Source organism: Bacteroides thetaiotaomicron VPI-5482 (assembly GCF_000011065.1).
GTDB classification, from domain to species: domain Bacteria; phylum Bacteroidota; class Bacteroidia; order Bacteroidales; family Bacteroidaceae; genus Bacteroides; species Bacteroides thetaiotaomicron.
The window spans coordinates 3,765,725-3,784,256 of record NC_004663.1; the positions used below are offsets into that span (position 1 = coordinate 3,765,725).

General features: G+C 40.3%; 18 protein-coding genes. 15 read left to right on the top strand and 3 right to left on the bottom strand.

All coding sequences use genetic code 11. The features are described 5' to 3' along the window. The first annotated feature begins 324 nt into the window (after positions 1–324). From BT_RS15145 to BT_RS15215, 15 genes are all read left to right on the top strand, one after another. Positions 325–621, top strand: a complete 297-nt coding sequence (locus BT_RS15145; RefSeq protein WP_011108558.1) for a hypothetical protein — start codon at positions 325–327, stop codon at positions 619–621. 114 nt (positions 622–735) lie between these two features. Continuing rightward, complete coding sequence (locus BT_RS15150; protein WP_011108559.1) at positions 736–1,128, top strand: hypothetical protein; 393 nt, start codon at positions 736–738, stop codon at positions 1,126–1,128. A gap of 22 nt (positions 1,129–1,150) precedes the next feature. Then, a complete protein-coding gene (locus tag BT_RS15155) occupies positions 1,151–2,353 on the top strand; it encodes a hypothetical protein (RefSeq protein ID WP_011108560.1) in 1,203 nt (400 codons plus the stop codon). Positions 2,354–3,251: 898 nt separating this feature from the next. Further along, complete coding sequence (locus BT_RS15160; RefSeq protein WP_022470526.1) at positions 3,252–4,739, top strand: tyrosine-type recombinase/integrase; 1,488 nt, start codon at positions 3,252–3,254, stop codon at positions 4,737–4,739. Between the two features lie 20 nt (positions 4,740–4,759). Continuing rightward, the gene (locus tag BT_RS15165; RefSeq protein ID WP_022470527.1) at positions 4,760–6,013 is read left to right on the top strand and encodes a DUF6043 family protein; all 1,254 of its coding nucleotides are present in this window, start codon (positions 4,760–4,762) and stop codon (positions 6,011–6,013) included. Positions 6,014–6,212: 199 nt separating this feature from the next. Next, complete coding sequence (locus BT_RS15170) at positions 6,213–6,530, top strand: DUF3853 family protein (RefSeq protein ID WP_022470528.1); 318 nt, start codon at positions 6,213–6,215, stop codon at positions 6,528–6,530. A 4-nt stretch (positions 6,531–6,534) separates the two neighbouring features. After that, positions 6,535–7,920, top strand: coding sequence for a virulence-associated E family protein (locus BT_RS15175; protein ID WP_055169705.1), 1,386 nt, complete (start codon positions 6,535–6,537; stop codon positions 7,918–7,920). Between the two features lie 136 nt (positions 7,921–8,056). Continuing rightward, a complete protein-coding gene (locus tag BT_RS15180) occupies positions 8,057–8,404 on the top strand; it encodes a hypothetical protein (RefSeq protein ID WP_022470529.1) in 348 nt (115 codons plus the stop codon). Positions 8,405–8,450: 46 nt separating this feature from the next. After that, the gene (locus BT_RS25040; RefSeq protein ID WP_011108564.1) at positions 8,451–9,269 is read left to right on the top strand and encodes a hypothetical protein; all 819 of its coding nucleotides are present in this window, start codon (positions 8,451–8,453) and stop codon (positions 9,267–9,269) included. A gap of 178 nt (positions 9,270–9,447) precedes the next feature. After that, positions 9,448–9,855 (top strand): plasmid mobilization protein, encoded by a 408-nt coding sequence (locus BT_RS15190; protein WP_011108565.1) that lies wholly within the window; start codon positions 9,448–9,450, stop codon positions 9,853–9,855. A gap of 15 nt (positions 9,856–9,870) precedes the next feature. Further along, the gene (locus BT_RS15195; protein WP_011108566.1) at positions 9,871–11,082 is read left to right on the top strand and encodes a relaxase/mobilization nuclease domain-containing protein; all 1,212 of its coding nucleotides are present in this window, start codon (positions 9,871–9,873) and stop codon (positions 11,080–11,082) included. 24 nt (positions 11,083–11,106) lie between these two features. After that, the gene (locus tag BT_RS15200; protein ID WP_011108567.1) at positions 11,107–11,652 is read left to right on the top strand and encodes a hypothetical protein; all 546 of its coding nucleotides are present in this window, start codon (positions 11,107–11,109) and stop codon (positions 11,650–11,652) included. A gap of 365 nt (positions 11,653–12,017) precedes the next feature. After that, positions 12,018–12,515, top strand: a complete 498-nt coding sequence (locus BT_RS15205) for a hypothetical protein (protein ID WP_011108568.1) — start codon at positions 12,018–12,020, stop codon at positions 12,513–12,515. 32 nt (positions 12,516–12,547) lie between these two features. Beyond that, the gene (locus BT_RS15210) at positions 12,548–13,207 is read left to right on the top strand and encodes a hypothetical protein (RefSeq protein ID WP_011108569.1); all 660 of its coding nucleotides are present in this window, start codon (positions 12,548–12,550) and stop codon (positions 13,205–13,207) included. Between the two features lie 15 nt (positions 13,208–13,222). Next, positions 13,223–15,835, top strand: a complete 2,613-nt coding sequence (locus BT_RS15215) for a UvrD-helicase domain-containing protein (RefSeq protein WP_011108570.1) — start codon at positions 13,223–13,225, stop codon at positions 15,833–15,835. Positions 15,836–16,008: 173 nt separating this feature from the next. On the opposite strand, the gene BT_RS15220 is transcribed toward BT_RS15215, so the two are convergent. From BT_RS15220 to BT_RS15230, 3 genes are all read right to left on the bottom strand, one after another. Continuing rightward, positions 16,009–16,638 (bottom strand): GIY-YIG nuclease family protein, encoded by a 630-nt coding sequence (locus BT_RS15220; RefSeq protein WP_011108571.1) that lies wholly within the window; start codon positions 16,636–16,638, stop codon positions 16,009–16,011. A gap of 116 nt (positions 16,639–16,754) precedes the next feature. Further along, on the bottom strand, positions 16,755–18,338 hold the full coding sequence (locus BT_RS15225) for an RNA-binding domain-containing protein (protein ID WP_011108572.1): 1,584 nt from the start codon (positions 18,336–18,338) through the stop codon (positions 16,755–16,757). Next, positions 18,289–18,528 carry a helix-turn-helix domain-containing protein gene (locus tag BT_RS15230; RefSeq protein ID WP_055169699.1) on the bottom strand — a complete coding sequence of 80 codons (240 nt, stop codon included), beginning with the start codon at positions 18,526–18,528 and terminating at the stop codon, positions 18,289–18,291. Before BT_RS15230 ends, BT_RS15225 begins: the two co-directional genes overlap by 50 nt. Between the last annotated feature and the right edge of the window lie 4 nt (positions 18,529–18,532).

Sequence of the window (18,532 nt, forward strand, 5' to 3'; positions counted from 1 at the left end):
TTGCACCAATTCCAATGAACTAAGGAGATAGAGAGTTGGAAGGACATATTTAACGAAAGGTGTTATTGAAATTATCTTCTGTTTCTTAGATTCTCGCAAAATTTAAAAACGGTACGAAGATGATAACAATAGCACCCACACATTTGATATATATTCATCGCTTAGGTGAACTATATACCTTTTGGTGTGGGGCTATTGTTTTATCCGTACCAAAAGGCAATGCGAGAAGCCCAAGAAACAGGATAAGACAAATATAGTTCCCACACCTCTTTTATTTTAACAGCTTATCCATAGGGAACAGATAAGCACTAATTATCAAACACTATGGGTTTATTTGGTGGTATCAATGCTGTAAATGAAATCAATTCTCTTATTGCTCAAATAGAGAGAAACATGAATGCTTTAGCTCCTATGATAGAATTGAATGGGATGAAGCATACCACACAATCTAAAGAATTAACAAAGTTAGTCCGCAGGGATTTGGATAGAATTAAAGACCTGTTGAATCAACACAGTTCTGCCAGAATAGCTGTTTACAGACTTAAAGGCGACAAGGTGGATTCTACAACATTGGTTGGATTCCTTGAAATGTGTCTTAAACAAGCTGAAAGTCTTATATAATTATGGATGCAAATGATATTAAGTTAGGACTGTTCATTTTAGTTATAGTCCTTATAGGTGCTTTCATTGGCTATTGTTTGGCAAGTTAAGACAGATTACTAAAACAGCTATCACATGAAAATATTTCATCTATTAGGGTTAGTGGTACTGCTATTATCTTCTTGCGATGATACTTCTGGTACATATATAATTTCTGAAGTCGCATTTAAAGTTAATAACCTGTCTGAACAAGAGAAACAGAAAACTATCAATGAGTTTATCAATCAAGAAGTGTTACTTACAGTTCTTAAAGGAAAGATAGAATTAACATTATCTAACAAACCAACCACTTCTAAGATAACTCTACAACGCGTGTCTAATAACTGTTATTCAACGACTGATGGAAATATAACCATTAATTTAGAATTGGAGAAAAAGAACTTTGTACAGACCAAATATAAATTGATTGAATATGGTGGCACAGATGACAAGTTCTTTAGCTTACATATGACTTTGGATAAACAATAACAAATTTATTGCATAAGAATCAATGAGAACATTTAGATTATTAGCAACTTCATTATTGGTTGCATTGAGCATGGGAGTTAGCTCTTGTAGTGAAGAATTGGATAGCCAACCAATGGAATCTTATCCAGAAGGTGGTGAGCCTTTAGATGTAGTTTGTAAAGAATATGGCATTAGTGACTATGAAGACATAGAATTACTTTCTTACTATAAGAACAATTTGGAGCAAGCTAACTTCTCTGGCTTACGAGAAGAGAAGCTATGGCTTGCATCATTCAATGTAAAAGATAAGTCGCCTATTATTAATTGGACTGACGAATTACCATTTAATAGGAATCGTAAGATTTACAAAGGCTATGGAGAATATGAAGATGTCACCATTCAGCAGATAACCATGTTGCAAACCATGTACTTTAATCCGAAGGAGTTTGTAGCATCATTAAGCTATTACTTTGGTAAAGATTATGGTTACCTCGCTTTACTCTTTAGGCATGATACACAAACTAAAGAAGTTCAAGTTAAGCGTAGTGAAATACTTGCTGGATTTCAATATTCTATAATAAACAATGATTGTTGTTACTCATTGTCTGGCGATACGCTCTATATAGCAGAGAAAGGCTTTGGATATTCCAATGTAGGAACTCTCTATACTTCTGAATTTATATCTCACGAAGAAGCAATATACACCCATAGAGATAATAAAGGCTTCTTTGTAGGAAGACGGAATTTCAAATTGGGAGAAGATTTATGGCATATCCAAGTACCACAGCTAAATGATGAACCTGCTGATGCTAAGATTGAGGTTAGTGTAGAAGATAATTCCAAGAGAGTTTGGAAGTACAATGTCAATATTATACATTATGATGGAACTAAGAAGAATGTAACATTTGAAGTGGATATTGACAACGGTACAATTAAAGGAGAGAATGATTATACTTCTCTCATTATAGGTAAATGGAAGAAGACAAGCGGTGATGCTGTTGCTACCCATGTTACTTATAAGAATGATGGCACATTTGAATATACAAGTACAGAAGATAGCTCTTACAAGGAAGTGGGCAAGTACAAGATAGACGGTAACAAGCTCTATGAAATGTACAGCGATGAAGAAGAATGGATTATCAATGATATTCTGTTACTTAATTCTATGACCTTATCAGTGCAGGAATTGGAAGCAGACGGAGTTACACCCACAGGTCAGAAGTACTCTTATCAGAGAGTGGAATAAAGAACTTATTCATACTAAAAGTAGGCAGCATTTGAGGAAACTCTTATGCTGTTTTCTTTTTTATATAAGCACTACGAATGTTACATACTAACAACCCAATTCTTTGGAATATAGGAAACTAATATTTAACTTTGTACCGTAGGTTTAGCTGTTGACTAATTGTTGACTGATAAACTTCCAATGAGATTATTAATACGTTGACATATTGCAATTTAATAGGATGAAATTTAGAGCCTCATAATCTGGAGGTCCCTGGTTCAAGCCCAGGCTGGTCCACAAAGGAAATCAAGCAGTTACGAATTTCGTAGCTGCTTTTTTCTTGCTCTTGCGTAAACAATGCGTAAACAAACTGTTTGAGTTGATTATGTTTACGCATAGAATTTCTATGAAACTCCATACAATCCTAATTTCTCTATATACGGGGTAATAGCATAAGATTGCGTTGTTTTCCACTCATTTGCCTGTTAAATAAGCTCAAATATATTCCATTTGCATATTTGCAAGAAAAAATGTTGTAATTTTGTAGATGCAACACATTTATGGTAAGCCATGACTTCAATGGTGCTCTTTCTTGAAAAAGAAAAGTGAGTTTGCCTAACCTTCGTGGGAGGGTCATCCCATTCCGATGAATCGAAGCGTAAAGGGAGTGTTAGTCGGAGGGCACTCTATGACAAACGAAACGCGGGAGTTGCTTCAGGGGTTGAGACCGATTAGCATAAGCCCGGTTACCAGTCAGCGACAGAAGACAACGAGATTGCACCGCTGCATATAACGACAATGTTTTTATCCGTTTAAGGATAGGGACTCTGTAGTTATATGCAGCGTTTTGTATATGTATGCCTCACGTTGCAAAGCGTCTGTATTCAGAGGTTATGTTGAACATAAACTAATGAATGCAATGGAAAAATTAACGAAATCCATGCCCCTTTTCAAAGAACGTAATTGTTCTGTCTCTATCGTGTTGGATTCACGTACTCGCAGGAAAAATGCGTATGAGTTCCCATTATCCCTTCGCTTCACGATTGACCGCAAGTTCTTTTATCTTACAGTCGGAAGTTCTTTTAGCGAGAAAAAGTTCTCAGACATCTGCAATGCAACCAAATGCAAGAGTGAGAACTACAAACTTCAAAAAGAGTGGAAAGATACCTTTGTCCCTAAATACAAGAAAGTTTTGAGTAATCTGAACAAGGGTGGCATCCTGACATTTGAGATGGTGCGCCAATGTATTATAGGTGAGGATGTGGTACTATCTGAAGAGGAAACAACCAAGTCACAATCGTTTATCAGTATATGGGAGCAAGTTATCAATGGTTTCAAAACAGATGATGGTGGAGCACGTTTTACCACGGCCGAAAGTTACGAGTGTGCGCTCAAATCATTCAGGAAGATACTTGGAGCAAATACAATTAAGGGCTTTTGTATCAGTGCAGCAGAAATCCAGAAATGGAAAGATGGGATGCACAATGGGGTTAAAGACGAGAATGGTGCAGTCGTTGGAAAAATCAGCGACACCACAGTAGGCATTTATCTACGTTGTTGCCGTGCCGTATGGAATCGGTGTGTACACGAAGGATTCCTCAAAGATATTCCTTATCCTTTTTCCAACAAGAAAGAGAAAGGTCTTGTAAGCATACCCAAAAGTGCGAAGCGCAAACAGAACTTCTTGAATGTCGCTCAAATGACAGAACTCTATAACCTTTTTGTTTCAAAGGAATATCCAGAACACTGGACGGAAGAATATACGCAACGTGCCCACTACTCATTGGGACTATTCCTTGCCCAATACCTTTGCAACGGCTTCAATATGGCTGACGCAGGGCGATTGACATACGACAACTACTATTACAAGACAGATGGCAAGGCTTTCCGCTTCAACCGAAAGAAAACCTCCCGTAGGAGTGCTGACGGTTCGGAAGTAATTGTTCCTATCATCCCTCCCTTACAATATGTATTAGACGAGATAGCGGCACCACCCACCCGGGATGGTTTTGTGTTTCCCGATATATTAAAAGGTGCGGAAACGGAAGAGCTGCGCCGTAAGTACACCGTGCAGGAGAATTCAAATGTGAAAGACCGTGTCATCAAGATTTGCCACGAGGCACTGCATTGGGACAAGTCCATCTGCCCGTCCGGTACATGGTGCCGTCACTCGTTTGCCACCAACCTGCATAATGCCGGAGTAGATATGGACTATATCTCTGAAAGCATGGGGCATGCTTCATCAGACCATGCAATCACTCAAATATACATTGAGCATTACCCTCTCGATATACAGATGCAGAACAACTCAAAGCTGCTAAACTTGGGAGAAACTTCAGAAAGGGATGCCTTGTTGGCTAAGCTGGCAAATATGTCCACAGAAGAATTGGCTAAACTATTCGCATAACCTTTTATAGAGTTTAGAGTATGTTTGATTTCATAGAACGGATAAAAGATTTCAATTTGAGGAAGGAGCATACGGATATGCTTATTCGCGCATGGAAGACTGAGAACAAAAAAGTTTATTCGGATTTTGTAAGACGGATAGAAGCAGTCAAAAAAGGTGATATGAGCATTATTACCGAAATGATGGATGTCGCTAAGAACTGTGTTCCAGAAGAAGTACGGGTATTCCATAACTGGTTAGGAGATGTCTTGAATGGGAAAGTGAAGATGGCAGATATTACCCAAAGCATTCAGGGGTTATCCATTGAGCATATCCACATGATAGCAAAATGCCTTGTCTATAAAGAACAGTGGATGGCCATAGATATGAAGACCGGAGAGGTAAAAGTGACCTCCAAGAAAGTAAACGGCTACCTGATGGTTCGTTCGGGAACACCGATAGAGATATGGAATCGTATGTCTGTAGATAAAAGAGTCTATATCGTCAGCCAGACTGAGGCATTGATGAAGAACAGCAAAGGATGCTGGATGTTCAGCAACCTTGAAAGAAAGATGATATATCAGGCCATAACTTTCTTTGCAAGACTTATATTCCTTACATATGCATCGGCAACAGGACATTTCCTCGCTAACCTCTACGACCTTGTCATTGAGCGTAAAGACAATCTTCCTTATTGCATGTATTATTATGTTGTCTTTGACCACGGACTGACAAAGATGGCGATGCTGCTAAATCAGTTTCTACTATCAGAGAACATTGATCAGGGAAGTATGCTAATGGTGAAAGATTGTATCAATGCCCTAGTTCTGCACAGTCTTGATATGGGAACTGAAACAAAAGCATCATGGGAAAAGACTGCTGATGAATGTGGAGCTGACATCTGGAAAGAGGTTGCGTTTCTTCTTCGTAGTATGAAAGGCAGACGAGGAAATAAGAAACAGGTAATGACCATTGATGACTTGATTGTCGGGAACAAAGCCGAGGTAAAACAGTGCATTATGGAATTTCTGGAAACAAACACTGAAGACATCTGCCTTGCCTATCTGCTCGTTGTTCTTGTTAAAACCGAACATATTAAATCCTCAGTGAAGTATATGACTTTTCACCGCGCCATCGAACAACTTACCCAACGACACTACGGATATGATGTTCCCCAAAAGCGATATGGAGAGATGAAGGAGTTTAATTTCAAGTGTTCTATGCAGAGTGCCAGTTATAAGAAAGCCAAGAAAATCATAGATAGGTGGACAATCTGTTTTGAGGAGTGTAAATAACACATTCCTCTTATTTTTCTATCCAAATCTTTATTCTTCCCTCTTTTTCAGTTAATACATATAGAATATTGGTCGGTAAGTTTAAGGTATAAATAAACCGACCAATACACAGAGTTTCATCCTCTACCTTTGCTTGTGAAATCGGTTTCACAGAGTTGAACCGAGACTTAAAATGTTTAATTACCAAACAAGTAAAGGTATGGAAGAAAAATTCAATTTTACCCAATTACTTCAAAAGCCCATCGCTATGATGACGGGCGAAGAACTTTGTTTTCTTATCGGCAAGAGTGTGGAGAGTATAGAAAAACCCACATCGCAGGCAACCTCCAAAGGCAACTATTATGGCATTGAGGGCATTGCCCGTGTGTTCGGTTGCAGTGTACCCACAGCCAACCGTATTAAAAAAAGTGGTGTTATAGACAAAGCCATCACGCAGATAGGACGTAAGATAGTGGTGGATGCAGACCTCGCACTGTCTTTGGCAAAGGAAGCTGGTAGCATTCACATCAAGGAGTGAGCGTATGGATGAAAATTGGAAACAACAACTGGCAACAGACAGTTATGGAAATCCGGTTCGTTCCATCAGTAATCTCCGACTCATTTTTACCTTAGATGAGAACCTCAGTCAGATAAGGTACGATACTTTTTGTCAGGATGATGTGTGTTTCAATCCTTTGTTCCGCAATGTCAATGGCAATAAGATTGATGAGGAGTCGGTGGGAAAGATACAGGACTATCTGGAAAGAACGTACAGACTACGCTTGACACAGAACAAAGTATTTGAAATACTAAAAACGACCTCATCGGAACGGAGTTTCAATCCTGTGCAGGAATTCATAACTCAAGAGACATGGGACGGACAGCCCCGTATAGCCACGGCTATCATTGATTATCTGGGGGCGGAGGACATGCCTCTCGTCAGGGAACAGACTAAACTCTGGTTTGTGGCAGCGGTTGCGCGTGTGTTTAGTCCCGGTTGTAAGTTTGATAATGTACTGACTTTGCCGGGACCACAAGGTATCGGAAAAAGTACATTCTTCAAGACTATCAGCGGAAAGTGGTTCAACGATTCTTTCTCTTTCGCCAGTGGCGATAAGGAAAAAGTAGAAACTATTACCAATGGTTGGATTATTGAAATCAGTGAGTTAAATGGTTTGAAACGGGCGAATGATGTAGAAGCGGCCAAGGCTTTCTTGAGTCGTTGTAGCGACTATATGCGTCCTGCATACGGACATAAGGTAGTGGAGTTTATGCGCCACAATGTCTTTGCGGCCACTACCAATGAGACAAACTTTTTGCAAGGGGACAATGGGAACCGTCGATGGTGGATTATCCCAGTCAAAGGCAACGGTCATGTATCAGATTGGTTGGATTGTTTGCAGCATTCCGTTCCTCAACTTTGGGCAGAGGCATACACCTATTATAGACAAGGAATGAAACTCTACTTGTCCCCAGACATGGAAATCGAGGCCAACGAAATACAAATGCAGCATTCCAATATCCTTGTTGACCCAATCATGGAGGATATTGAAATGTATCTGGAGCGTGAAGTTCCCGTGCAGTATGCAAGTTGGATGATTCCGACACGACTGGCTTATCAGAAAGGAGCATACTCAGAACCCAATTCCACAATGACCTCACTCAATATGGTTTGTGCCCGACAGATTATAGAGGAGTTACCCAATGACTTGGTAAGACGCAATACGTCCAAATACACCTCACAATATATCAACCGCTTGATGTCCATGATTCCTAATTGGAAACGGAGCAAACAGGAGAAGGTCAAGGGTTTGCATCCTGCTTATTGTGACAAGACGGGGAGGTCAAAGCATCCTTGGGTGAGGGTGGGTACACCGAGCGAAGAAGTCTGCGCCACATTACCAAGTGAACCGGAATTACCATTCTAATTTTCAAAATAAGGGAAAAGAAAAACATAATGTCCCTTTGTCCCTATTTCCTTTGAAAAAAGAATAGAAACATAAAGCAGTGAAAAGAAAAAGTTACAAAATATGCTTGGGACATGGGACAAAAAGAGTTGAAAATATGAGAACTGAAGAACTGATAGAACGCATCAGCAAACATGAGCCTTTATTGGCAAAAGCAGTCAGCCACATGGTTGCGTATGTTCAAGACCGTTATCCCTCCACGTTTCCGAGCAAGGAGCAGACTATGGCGGTAAACGAATACCTGCATAGTGTTCATGCGGACGGTGACGGCAGTATGTCGGAAGCTAATTGCGAGCATCGCAGGATTGCCTCACAGCGAATCACTATCGCTGCCATCCGTATACTTGACACCGAACAACAGGACAGGCTTCAGGACATACTTGACCATATTGCATACGACAAGGAGTATTATATGCCGGAGAGAGGGCAAGGTATGCGCTACTGACTTTTCTTTTGGCTGTACCAGTTTTAGATTATCCATAAACAGACGAATGATGAATAAAGATTTGAGCTATTGTATCGTATTATCATCGGAACAGCTTTCCTATTTGGCAGGAAGCAAGTACGGCATTGACCGAATGAAGATTTTGAACCGGCTTATCGAAGCGACCGTGTTGGAACAAACGGAGTATTCCAAGAAAGGCTTTGCCATGACATTGCAAGTCGGACAGGCTGCCTTGTCAGAAGTGGAATTGTCCTGCAAATTGGGCTATGACAAGAAGACCATCTCACGTGTGATAGACAAGATGAATCAGCTTGGCATTGTCGCATCCGTTCAAAGTAACCGCACGAGTATTCACACGCAGAAATGCGTATCGGCTTGGATGCTGGACGGCAAGCGTATCGACAACCCTTTTTATGTCCGAATGAAAAACCGCAAGGACGGCAACGAAAAAACGGCTAATCGTCCATACAACAACAGTATTCTTCCAATGAAACAACAGCATATTTTGGAGAGCAACGCAGAAGCAAATTGCCCTACCCAAACGCAAACAGACAACACAGCCGTATCGGATGAAACTTACTCCCCTGATTTATCGACTTCACCAACATCAAGCGAAACTCCTGTTACAGCTTACGATGACAAAAATAGAAATGGTTACGATGAATTGAAAGCCGAAACAAATAACCATGAGCTTCTCCACACCCCTACAACCACATCAGGCTATGAGATTGCAGGCAATGGAAGCGACAACGATGCTGCACAGGTAAATTCCACTTCGGCATATCCGACTACGACATTGGCTTCTCCACAGCCTTTGGCAGAGGAAGAACCAACTAATGACCAAGGGAATGACTGGCAATTATAAATCTTTCAGATACAGTAAAATGTACTATGTTATAGTATGTAGTGTTACAAGAAGTGCCTATGTCGCACAGGCTCGCTTCGCTTGCCAGTACCACATAAGCGTATTCCGGCAGTCGCAAGCTCCCACCGTGCTGTACTTTTTTAGATAAGATGTTTCACCTGTTATAATACAGAAAAGAATGAAGAATAAAGATAATGTCAAACAGATTGACGGGAACAAGGAAGAGGAAAAGGATAAAAAAGACACAAGACGAATCCTGCGCCTTGAAGCCAGAGTTACGGAAGACGAATATGCCAAAGCTGCGGAACTCGCCCAATCCTGTGGTTTGACCATGAGTGACTATGTGCGCAGGACGGCTTTAGGGCATCGTCCGCACCTGCGGCTAACTGAGCGTGAAGTGGAAGCCCTGTGTAGCCTTTCGGATGCGAGGGGCGACCTTATCCGTGTCGTTGCTGCCGTGAAGTCCATCCAAGCGGACAAACGAGCCATCTATTTCAGCGATACCCGATTTGTGGAGCAATGGATGAAAGCTGCCACAAAGCTCATCAACCGTTGGAATCAAATTGAAGCCTACCTTAACGAATAAATTTCCCCACCTGTTATGATTGCAAAAGCAGCTACCATTTCGCATGGCTCAAATGCCATCAGATACTCCGTCAATAAAGATCGGGCAGATATAGTCAAGACCAATCTTCTGCCCGATGACATATCGCCCGAAGCGATGTTCAAACGAATGATGCTTGTGCAGAAGATGTTTACCAACGAGAGGAAGAGAGGCAGACCGTTTACCGACAATGTGATAAGAATTGAAATTTCCCCATCCGCAGAAGAGAGCAAGGGTTGGACGATGGATGACTGGGCACGTTTGGCAGACGAGTTCATCCAAGCGTTTGATTCCATAGACCTGTCTAAAAAGACCAAACGCGCTTCTTCAAAGCAGACCAACCTCAAAGGTTCGCAATACGTTGTTGCCCTACATCGAGATGCCAAGAGTGGCATTCTCCATCTGCACATTGATGCCAACCGTGTAGATATGGAGGGCAAGATAAATGACGGACACCTGTCCGGCATGAGGGCTGTAATGGCTGCGAATATCATCAACGAGCGTTACGGCTGGGTGCAGTCCGAAGAAATAGGCATACGGCACAGGCAGGAGGTTTCAGACTGTTGCATGGAGATACTGCGCAAGATGGATGAGTTCAGTTGGGAACGCTACGAAGCGGAACTGGTGAGGCATGGCTATGGGGTACACATACAGAAAAATGAGGACGGCACGGTTTACGGCTATTCCATCAAGCGAGGGAACTCAAGTTATAGGTCATCCAAGTTGGGTATCGGTCGCAACCTTGTCCCCTCAAAGATTATGAAGACATGGCAGAAATTGCATCCGCAGGAGGGTAAAATCAACCAACCGCAAGCGGAAGACAAGCAAACAAGGACAGCCACACCGACTGCCATTTCCAAGCCACAGACTACACCGCAACCTGTAATGAAGCACTATTCCATTGGCACGGATGACAACAGGACATTTGCCGTTTCCCTATCGGAAGCCGCAGACTGCATCATCCGTCAGGAGTGTTCTTTGGAGGAAGCACATCCATTGGCTAAGCTGGAAGAGATACAGCACACGGCTCTTCTGTTGTTTGCCGGATATTTGGATGCAGCCACGAGCATGGCGGCTTCAAGCGGTGGCGGTGGTTCTGATACAGGTGGCTGGGGACGGGACAAAGACGAGGACGAACTTGAATGGGCACGCCGTTGTGCGAGAATGGCGAACCGAATGTGCAAGCGCAGGAAAGGGCTTCACAGATAATTTTTCAACCCAATATCAAAGGACATGAGCATAGGAAAACCAAAGAATGAACCCATAGACCTGAACGGTCTGATGAACGAGATAGAGAACGACCATCGGATAACCGTGGAATCGGATGCCGTTGATAAGCGCATTGAGGAATTGCGAGTTGCTCAAAGGGACTTACGGCAAGCGACCGAAGCATTGGAAAAGGCTACAATGACTTTGAATGAAGCCATTGCAGCCCTTAAATCCGCTACTGATAGTTCCGCCAATATCGTGACCGGGATTAACAACGCCATTGTCAATGCGCAAGAAAATACAAAGTTCAAAGTTAGTATTGCACAGGAAGATGTGGAACTGTTGATGAAAAACTCACAAGCTGTTTTAACCACGGACGAGATTGTGATGAAACGCCATTTTGAGAAGCAAGCTCAGGCAATGGAAGCCCACGAGCGAAGAATTTCATCCATTCTCAGCCGAAACCAAGGCTTTTGGGTTTCCGATTTTTGGGCGAAAGTGTTTTGCTGGGTTATTTTAGTGTGTTTTCTGCTTATATTTATTTCTTATTACTTGAAAACTCGTCTGTAAAGCATAATATTAATAGACCTGTATCAATAATAGCAAACAATACATATCACGAGATAAGTTTAATCCTGTATAAACCATCGAATATCAAATACTTTTCGTACCTTTGCAATTGGATTGGAGGAAACTCTATCCAAGACATATTAGAAAAAGAAGAAGCGTTATGCTTATCTTGTACTTGAAAACGTAGGAAATTTTCAAATTGGATACAAGGATAGCATAGTGGTTCTCACGCTATAGCGTGGGCTGCTATTGTTACATCCGTATCCAAGGTTTCCTACGACCTTCAAGTAAGAGTGTGGCATACAGTTCCACGCTTTTATGTAGGTTAAATTCCTCTATGGGACTGGAGATTAAATGTGTAGTGTATGAACATAATTAAAAATTGGTTGTTAGCCATTTGCGCCATTCTATTGATGAATGGATGTGCACCACTTCGAATGCCTGTAATCGTCAGGAATGCCCCTGTTGAAATGTATAAATACGCATACATTTCTCCGACAAAGGAATTAACATCAAGTACAGGAGGTACATATGGAGGACAATATGGCATCTATGGTTCTTCAACCACCAAAAGTGTTAATCCGAGTGATGTAATAGCCGGAATACTAATAAAAGAGGGATATGTTATATTACCCGAACTTAAACCAGAATTAGCTAATGAAACTTTAATCGTTAATTATGGTGAGAGTGGTAGGCGTAATAGAGGCTTAGGATATACCATAGAAGTAACCATACAATTTAATTCTGCAAAAACCAATGAAATGATATGCTCTTGTACGGCAGAAGGACAAGGTGAAACAGAAGCCGATGATATTCGTCAAGCCATTAGAAGAGCATTATCAACTTTATTCCCAAAGAAATAAAACCAATTAATAATCAAATAATACAACAATTTATGAAAAAACTTATTGTATCATGTGCATTAATGGTTATTACATTGGTATCGTATGCCCAAACCTATAAAATGTATTCTACGAGAAATTACCATAACCAACTCCGTTTAAATACGATGACAGGTGAAGTACAACAAATTCAAGATGATGGTCAATCTTGGGAAATTTGCAGTGCGAGAGAAGCTTCAGGGGATAAAGTAGGAAGATTTTGCCTTTATGAGACACAGAATATGTGGACTTTTATAATGCTTGACACATATACAGGTAAAAATTGGCAAGTCCAATTTAGTGTAAAAGGCGAAGATTATATGTTTGCTGCACCGATAAACATTTTCTCTCTTGCATATCCTGAAACAACTTCAAATTGGAGTAATAGGTTTCAGATGTTCAGAACTCAAAATATGTGGACTTTTATACTATTAGATTCGTATAATGGGCGATTATGGCAAGTCCAATATAGTACACAAGATTTGGATAATCTATTTTGCATACCAATAAATAAATATGAGTTAGTTTCTGATAACGAAAAATGTATATTCTCCATTCAACCATTGACAAGTATGTATCAATACTATCTCATAAATGATAATACAGGAGATATGTGGAAATTCCAATGGAGTACCAAAGGGGATGATTATAGGTGGATTGAGAAATTTAAATAGCTATTATTCTCGGATATGCAGTTAGTTTTATTCATAGCTTTGATTTGTTTTGTTGCTCTTTTTATAATAGTAGCAATACGAATGCACCTCAAAAACAAATCCAAAGAATTAACAGAAAAATTGCTTCAAATATCCGCTTATAGTGAGAAGTCCAGCTACGAGCAAGCCCAAGAGAGGCTGTCTAAACTTAACGATGCTGTATTTATTGATATTCCGGCAGACTTAAACAATGTTTTTTATGGTAAGATAATATCGGCAGCGCAAGAAAAGGATTTCACAAATCATTATATATCATATTTTCAAGAAGCATATTCACTTGTTAAGAAACTTGAAACTTTCAATATCACGCCATCTGTAACAATCTCAAACCTAATTCGTGACTTTGGTAATATCAAGAGGCTTGTCAAACAACATAATGATACGGTAATAAATTCCTTACTTGATACACACAAGGATTTTTTCGACCATTGTTTGAAATATCCATTGGATAAACAGCAAAGACGTTCAATTGTTTCAGAGGAAGATAATTGTTTAGTGGTTAGTAGTGCAGGTAGTGGAAAGACCTCTTCTATTGTTGGAAAAGTCAAGTATCTAACAGAAATCAAAGACATTGCCCCTCATAGAATCTTACTGATTAGTTACACGAACAAAGCAGCAGCCGAACTAACGGAGAGAATGGCTACCAACGGTTTGAAAGGCTATACATTTCATAAATTAGCCATTGATATTATCGAAAAAGAAACTGGTGTTAAACCTTCTATATGCGATAATACTGATGCCTTATTTATAGATATTTATCACACTCTATTAGGGAATGAGGATTTTAAGAAAAGTGTAGTAGAATACTTCATCGACTACCAAACCAATGAAGCAGATTGGGAACAACGCAAGAATGAAAGGCGAGAAAAATTGTCAGAGCAAAAGAATGTACAGCTAAAAGCGATGTTTCCCGATATGGACGGTAGAACCATATATGTGAGAAGTGAACAGGAACAAAAGATATGTTTTGTTTTATCATCTCTTGGAGTGCAATTCAGATATGAAGAGCCATACGAACATCAATTGGCAGATGAAATGCACTCTCAATATCGCCCTGATTTTTCTATATACTTCGAGCAAAAGGGAGTACCCAAACGAATCTATTTGGAACATTTCGGAGTTGATGAACACGGTCTTGTCCCAGCTTGGTTTGCAAAAGACAAGAATATAACATACGAAGAAGCCAATCAAAAATATAATGATGGTATAACTTGGAAGAAAACTGCTCATGAGAAATTTGGCACTCAGCTTTTAGTGACATCAAGCGCAGATTTCCATTATTCTGACATAAAAGATAAACTCAAAAAAATATTAACAGATGTGGGCGTACCAATTCAAGAGAAAACAGACGAAGAATTATATGATTTGGTTTTGCCCAAAGGTAGTAAGCAAGAAAAAGCGTTTATACGGCTTGTAGTTACTTTCGTAACATTGGTAAAATCAAGTTGTAAATCAGTTAAAGAAGTTCTGAAGCAAGCAAAGAATGCAGGTGATGAACGAAGTGTTTTTATCATCAAAAACATATTTCAACCTGTATATGAACGTTATAAAAGTGCATTAAGCGATAGTAACCAAATCGATTTTACTGATGCGATTCTTCAAGCCACAGAGATATGTCGTACTACACATCTTGTTGAGTATGATTACATCATTGTGGATGAGTTTCAAGACATATCGGTTGACCGTTACAACTTCTTAAAAGTATTGAGAGAGGGAAATCCGCCTGCAAAGTTGTATTGTGTAGGTGATGATTGGCAGTCCATATATCGTTTTTCGGGAAGTGATATGGCTCTTTTTAATCAATTTCCAGAATATTTTGGTACAACAGAGATAAATAAGATAGAAACCACATATAGATTTGGAGAGCCTTTGGTCTCTTTATCATCTCGTTTTATTCAACGTAATAACGCACAAATAAAAAAAGATATACATTCATTCAGTTCTGATATGAAAACAGAATTGGAGTTTTGTTCTTACGACAGACGTGATTACTGCAAAACAATAGGAGAACTTATAGATTCTATTCCATTGGATAAATCTATATTTTTATTGGGACGCTATTCTTTTGATGATTATTACTTGTCATTTATGTATCAAGGGATAAAAGAAGGTAATAGATTTTACTATGTAATAGGAGGAAGAAAAATTGAGTTCTTGACAGTACATAAATCAAAAGGTCTTGAAGCAGATTATGTGATACTTTTACAATGTAATAAAGATACCTATGGCTTTCCATCACTTGTAAGCGATGACCCTGTGCTTAATTATGTCCTGACTAAAAGTGATCAGTTCCCATATGGTGAAGAAAGGAGGTTGTTTTATGTTGCAATAACGAGAGCAAAGTTGAAAACACTTGTGCTATACGACAAGCGTTTCCCATCTGTATTTGTAGATGAGTTTTTGCATCCTGAAAAGGTATCAGAAGAAAGCTATGTAAAACACCCCAATGCTAATAAAAGATGGACAAGGCGTGCAGACCAGTTTTTATTAGAACTGCATAATGAAGGTAAGAGCGTAAAATACATCGCTGCCAAAATGGGCAGAAGTCAAACTTCAATCGTAATGCGATTGAACAAACTTACCCAATAGTCGCACTAATGCTATATTTTTTCACAACGATGATGTCTGTATGTTGCCACGTTGCCATAATACATTAGAATCTTTTGAATATTTCGTTTATCTTTTTTGTTTCGTTTTTCTCCTGCTCTTGGCATATCCTTGCCACACTCATGAGTAAACTTAGAGGCAGCCTATATATGCCTTCACTCTTCAAATGGATACGTTTCGTCGTAGATTTCACTTAGAGAACGGTCGTTGAAAAACCAGTGCGGTGTGGGCTGTATATGCTTGACCTTATATCCTTTTAGCTTAGCAGAAAGCGCACTAATAGAAGTTTCTTCTCCTTCATAACACACTTTACGCTCTGAAAGAACGGTAACAGAAATTGATGGGTCATCTTTCCATATGAGAATATCGCCTTTCTGCAACCCCATCTCATAGAAGTTGAGTGGTGGACGTTTGGCTTGTGCTTTTGTGCTGGCAGCTTTATCCTCATCGGTGAGGTCATTCTGTATCTCATCCGTCACTTCTTCCGTCACATCTTCATGATGAAAAAGCTCGAGGATGGCTTGTGCCTGCTCCACGTTGATACGGAAGAACTCACGGTTCTGGTTGATGCGCTGAGGGTCAAAGGCTTTATGAAGGGCTTTTTCAATTTTGAGACAATCACTTTTTTTGACCTTGCACGCAAATTTACACTCAAACGGAATGGGAACTCCTGTGGTATATAGTTCCTTCATCCGTTTATCAATGCCTTCCTGTGTGGTCATGCCTATTTTTACAAGTCCTGGCATCACAGGGTTTGTCAGAAGATAAACTATTCCGTATTCCATATCGTTGTTTTTTTAGAGACTATTGTACAGTTTGTCTTTGTTTATAATGAAATCAAGAACTCTTTCAAATTCGCGCATCAGTATGTTGCCGTTCTTGTTAGTGAATATATGTGAGTTCATTTTTTACTTCTCCTATATTTTTGATTACTGGCATTGGGATGCTCTGGATTGGTCATTTCGAGATAGCCAGCCTCGATTAGTGACATGATGTATGTCTGAATATTCTTACTATGGTATGTCACACCTACCCTTTCAAGAATTTCTTTGCTGCTACGTGGCACACTGCAGAAGTTTACTATATCCCTCTGCTTATTTGTTATTTTAGGACGTATAGTGTCAGAGTCTGCATTGAAAGTGTCAGAGTCGGTATCTAAGTCGGTGTCAGAGTATCTAAGTTTGGTGTCAGAGTCCGCATTAAAAGTGTCAGAGTCGGTATCTAAGTCGGTGTCAGAGTCTGCATTGGGTTGATTACTTATCTGCCTATTTATAGTAATCACGAACTCATTAGTCCTGTCATTATTGGTGAACGAGACATTCACGTCCTCCGACAAGGCACGAAGCATACCACTACCTGCTCCTGTGTAGGGAAGCAGGTGGATGGCATTTGTGAATAGGAACATATTGCGTGGCATGGATGTGCCTATAACAATATCATCTACGGTAAGTCCATTAGGGAGAATTCCGGGGCTGTGTATCTCCACCCTGTCATCAAAAATGAATATGCGGATTGGGGCTGTCGCATTCAGCGATCGATGCACTAAAGCATTTACGGTGAACTCAACAAGGCTGGTGTAAGGAATCTCCAACACGCCTTGCGAGTTAAACTCATTCCCAACCTGTATATGACGCAAGTTCCGGGTGAAGAAATCCATAATAGTCTCAAACTGATGAAGCAGATTACCCTCAATATCGGCATCGTTCACCTTGTCGCGAAATTGAGTACCGCCAAGATTGTTGCCTACAAAGCAAATACATTTTGCAGTCATCATTGGAAGCCAACGTTGGGTGTACTTGCCAAACAATAACATCGCGGCCACTGTGATTTTACCATCGGGACGAATAAAACGCAGGTTACGTAACAGTTTCTCTCCATTGTGCCCACTGGCAATAGCAGAACAGACGGTATCTAAAGAGGCTTCGCGAAATGCGTCGCCCACCAAGCCTTTTCTTGCTAACACCTTATCAAACTTGTTACTAAGGAAGGTTTTGATGGTACCCTCGTCTAAATCTTTGATGGTAGCATCTCTTACTCCTGCTTCATCTGGCGAAAAGCTGCCACAGTCAGTCATCATCTCGGCAAGCTCGGCATTGTCGAACACTTTGCGCTTGTCAGCACCGTTCTTCACCCACACAATTCCCCGATTGTCATGGTAGGGCTTATTCAATCCTTCCTTAATATGAGCCACAACAAGGCTTCCGCCATCCACAGAAATTGTTTCCACATCAACAAGGATGGCAGGAACAACATTCTCAGATGCGATATTGCTAAGTGTATTGGTGGTTTCCTGTACTTCCAAATAGGACAAAGGATTGATGTTTCCGGTTTTATCTACCGCACCAACAACCAACGTGCCACCACGTGCATTACTGAAAGCCACCAGTTCGCAACCGATGTCATAGTTGTCAAGGAGCCGTTCTTTGAACTGCACCTTACTGACCTCGCCAAGTTTTATCTGTTGGATAATATCTATTTCCTTCATTGTTCAAATGTTTTTGGTTGAGCAGTCTACCTGCATCAATATTCAAAGCCTCTGCTATACGTAGGAGGTTTCTTGCGTCTGGCTGCATAGTGTTCGTCACCCATTTGGAGACAGTAGCCCTGTCTTTTCCTAATTGTTCTGCCAGCCACTTACTACTTTTTTGTTCTTCGACAAGTACAGGAAAAGCCACACAG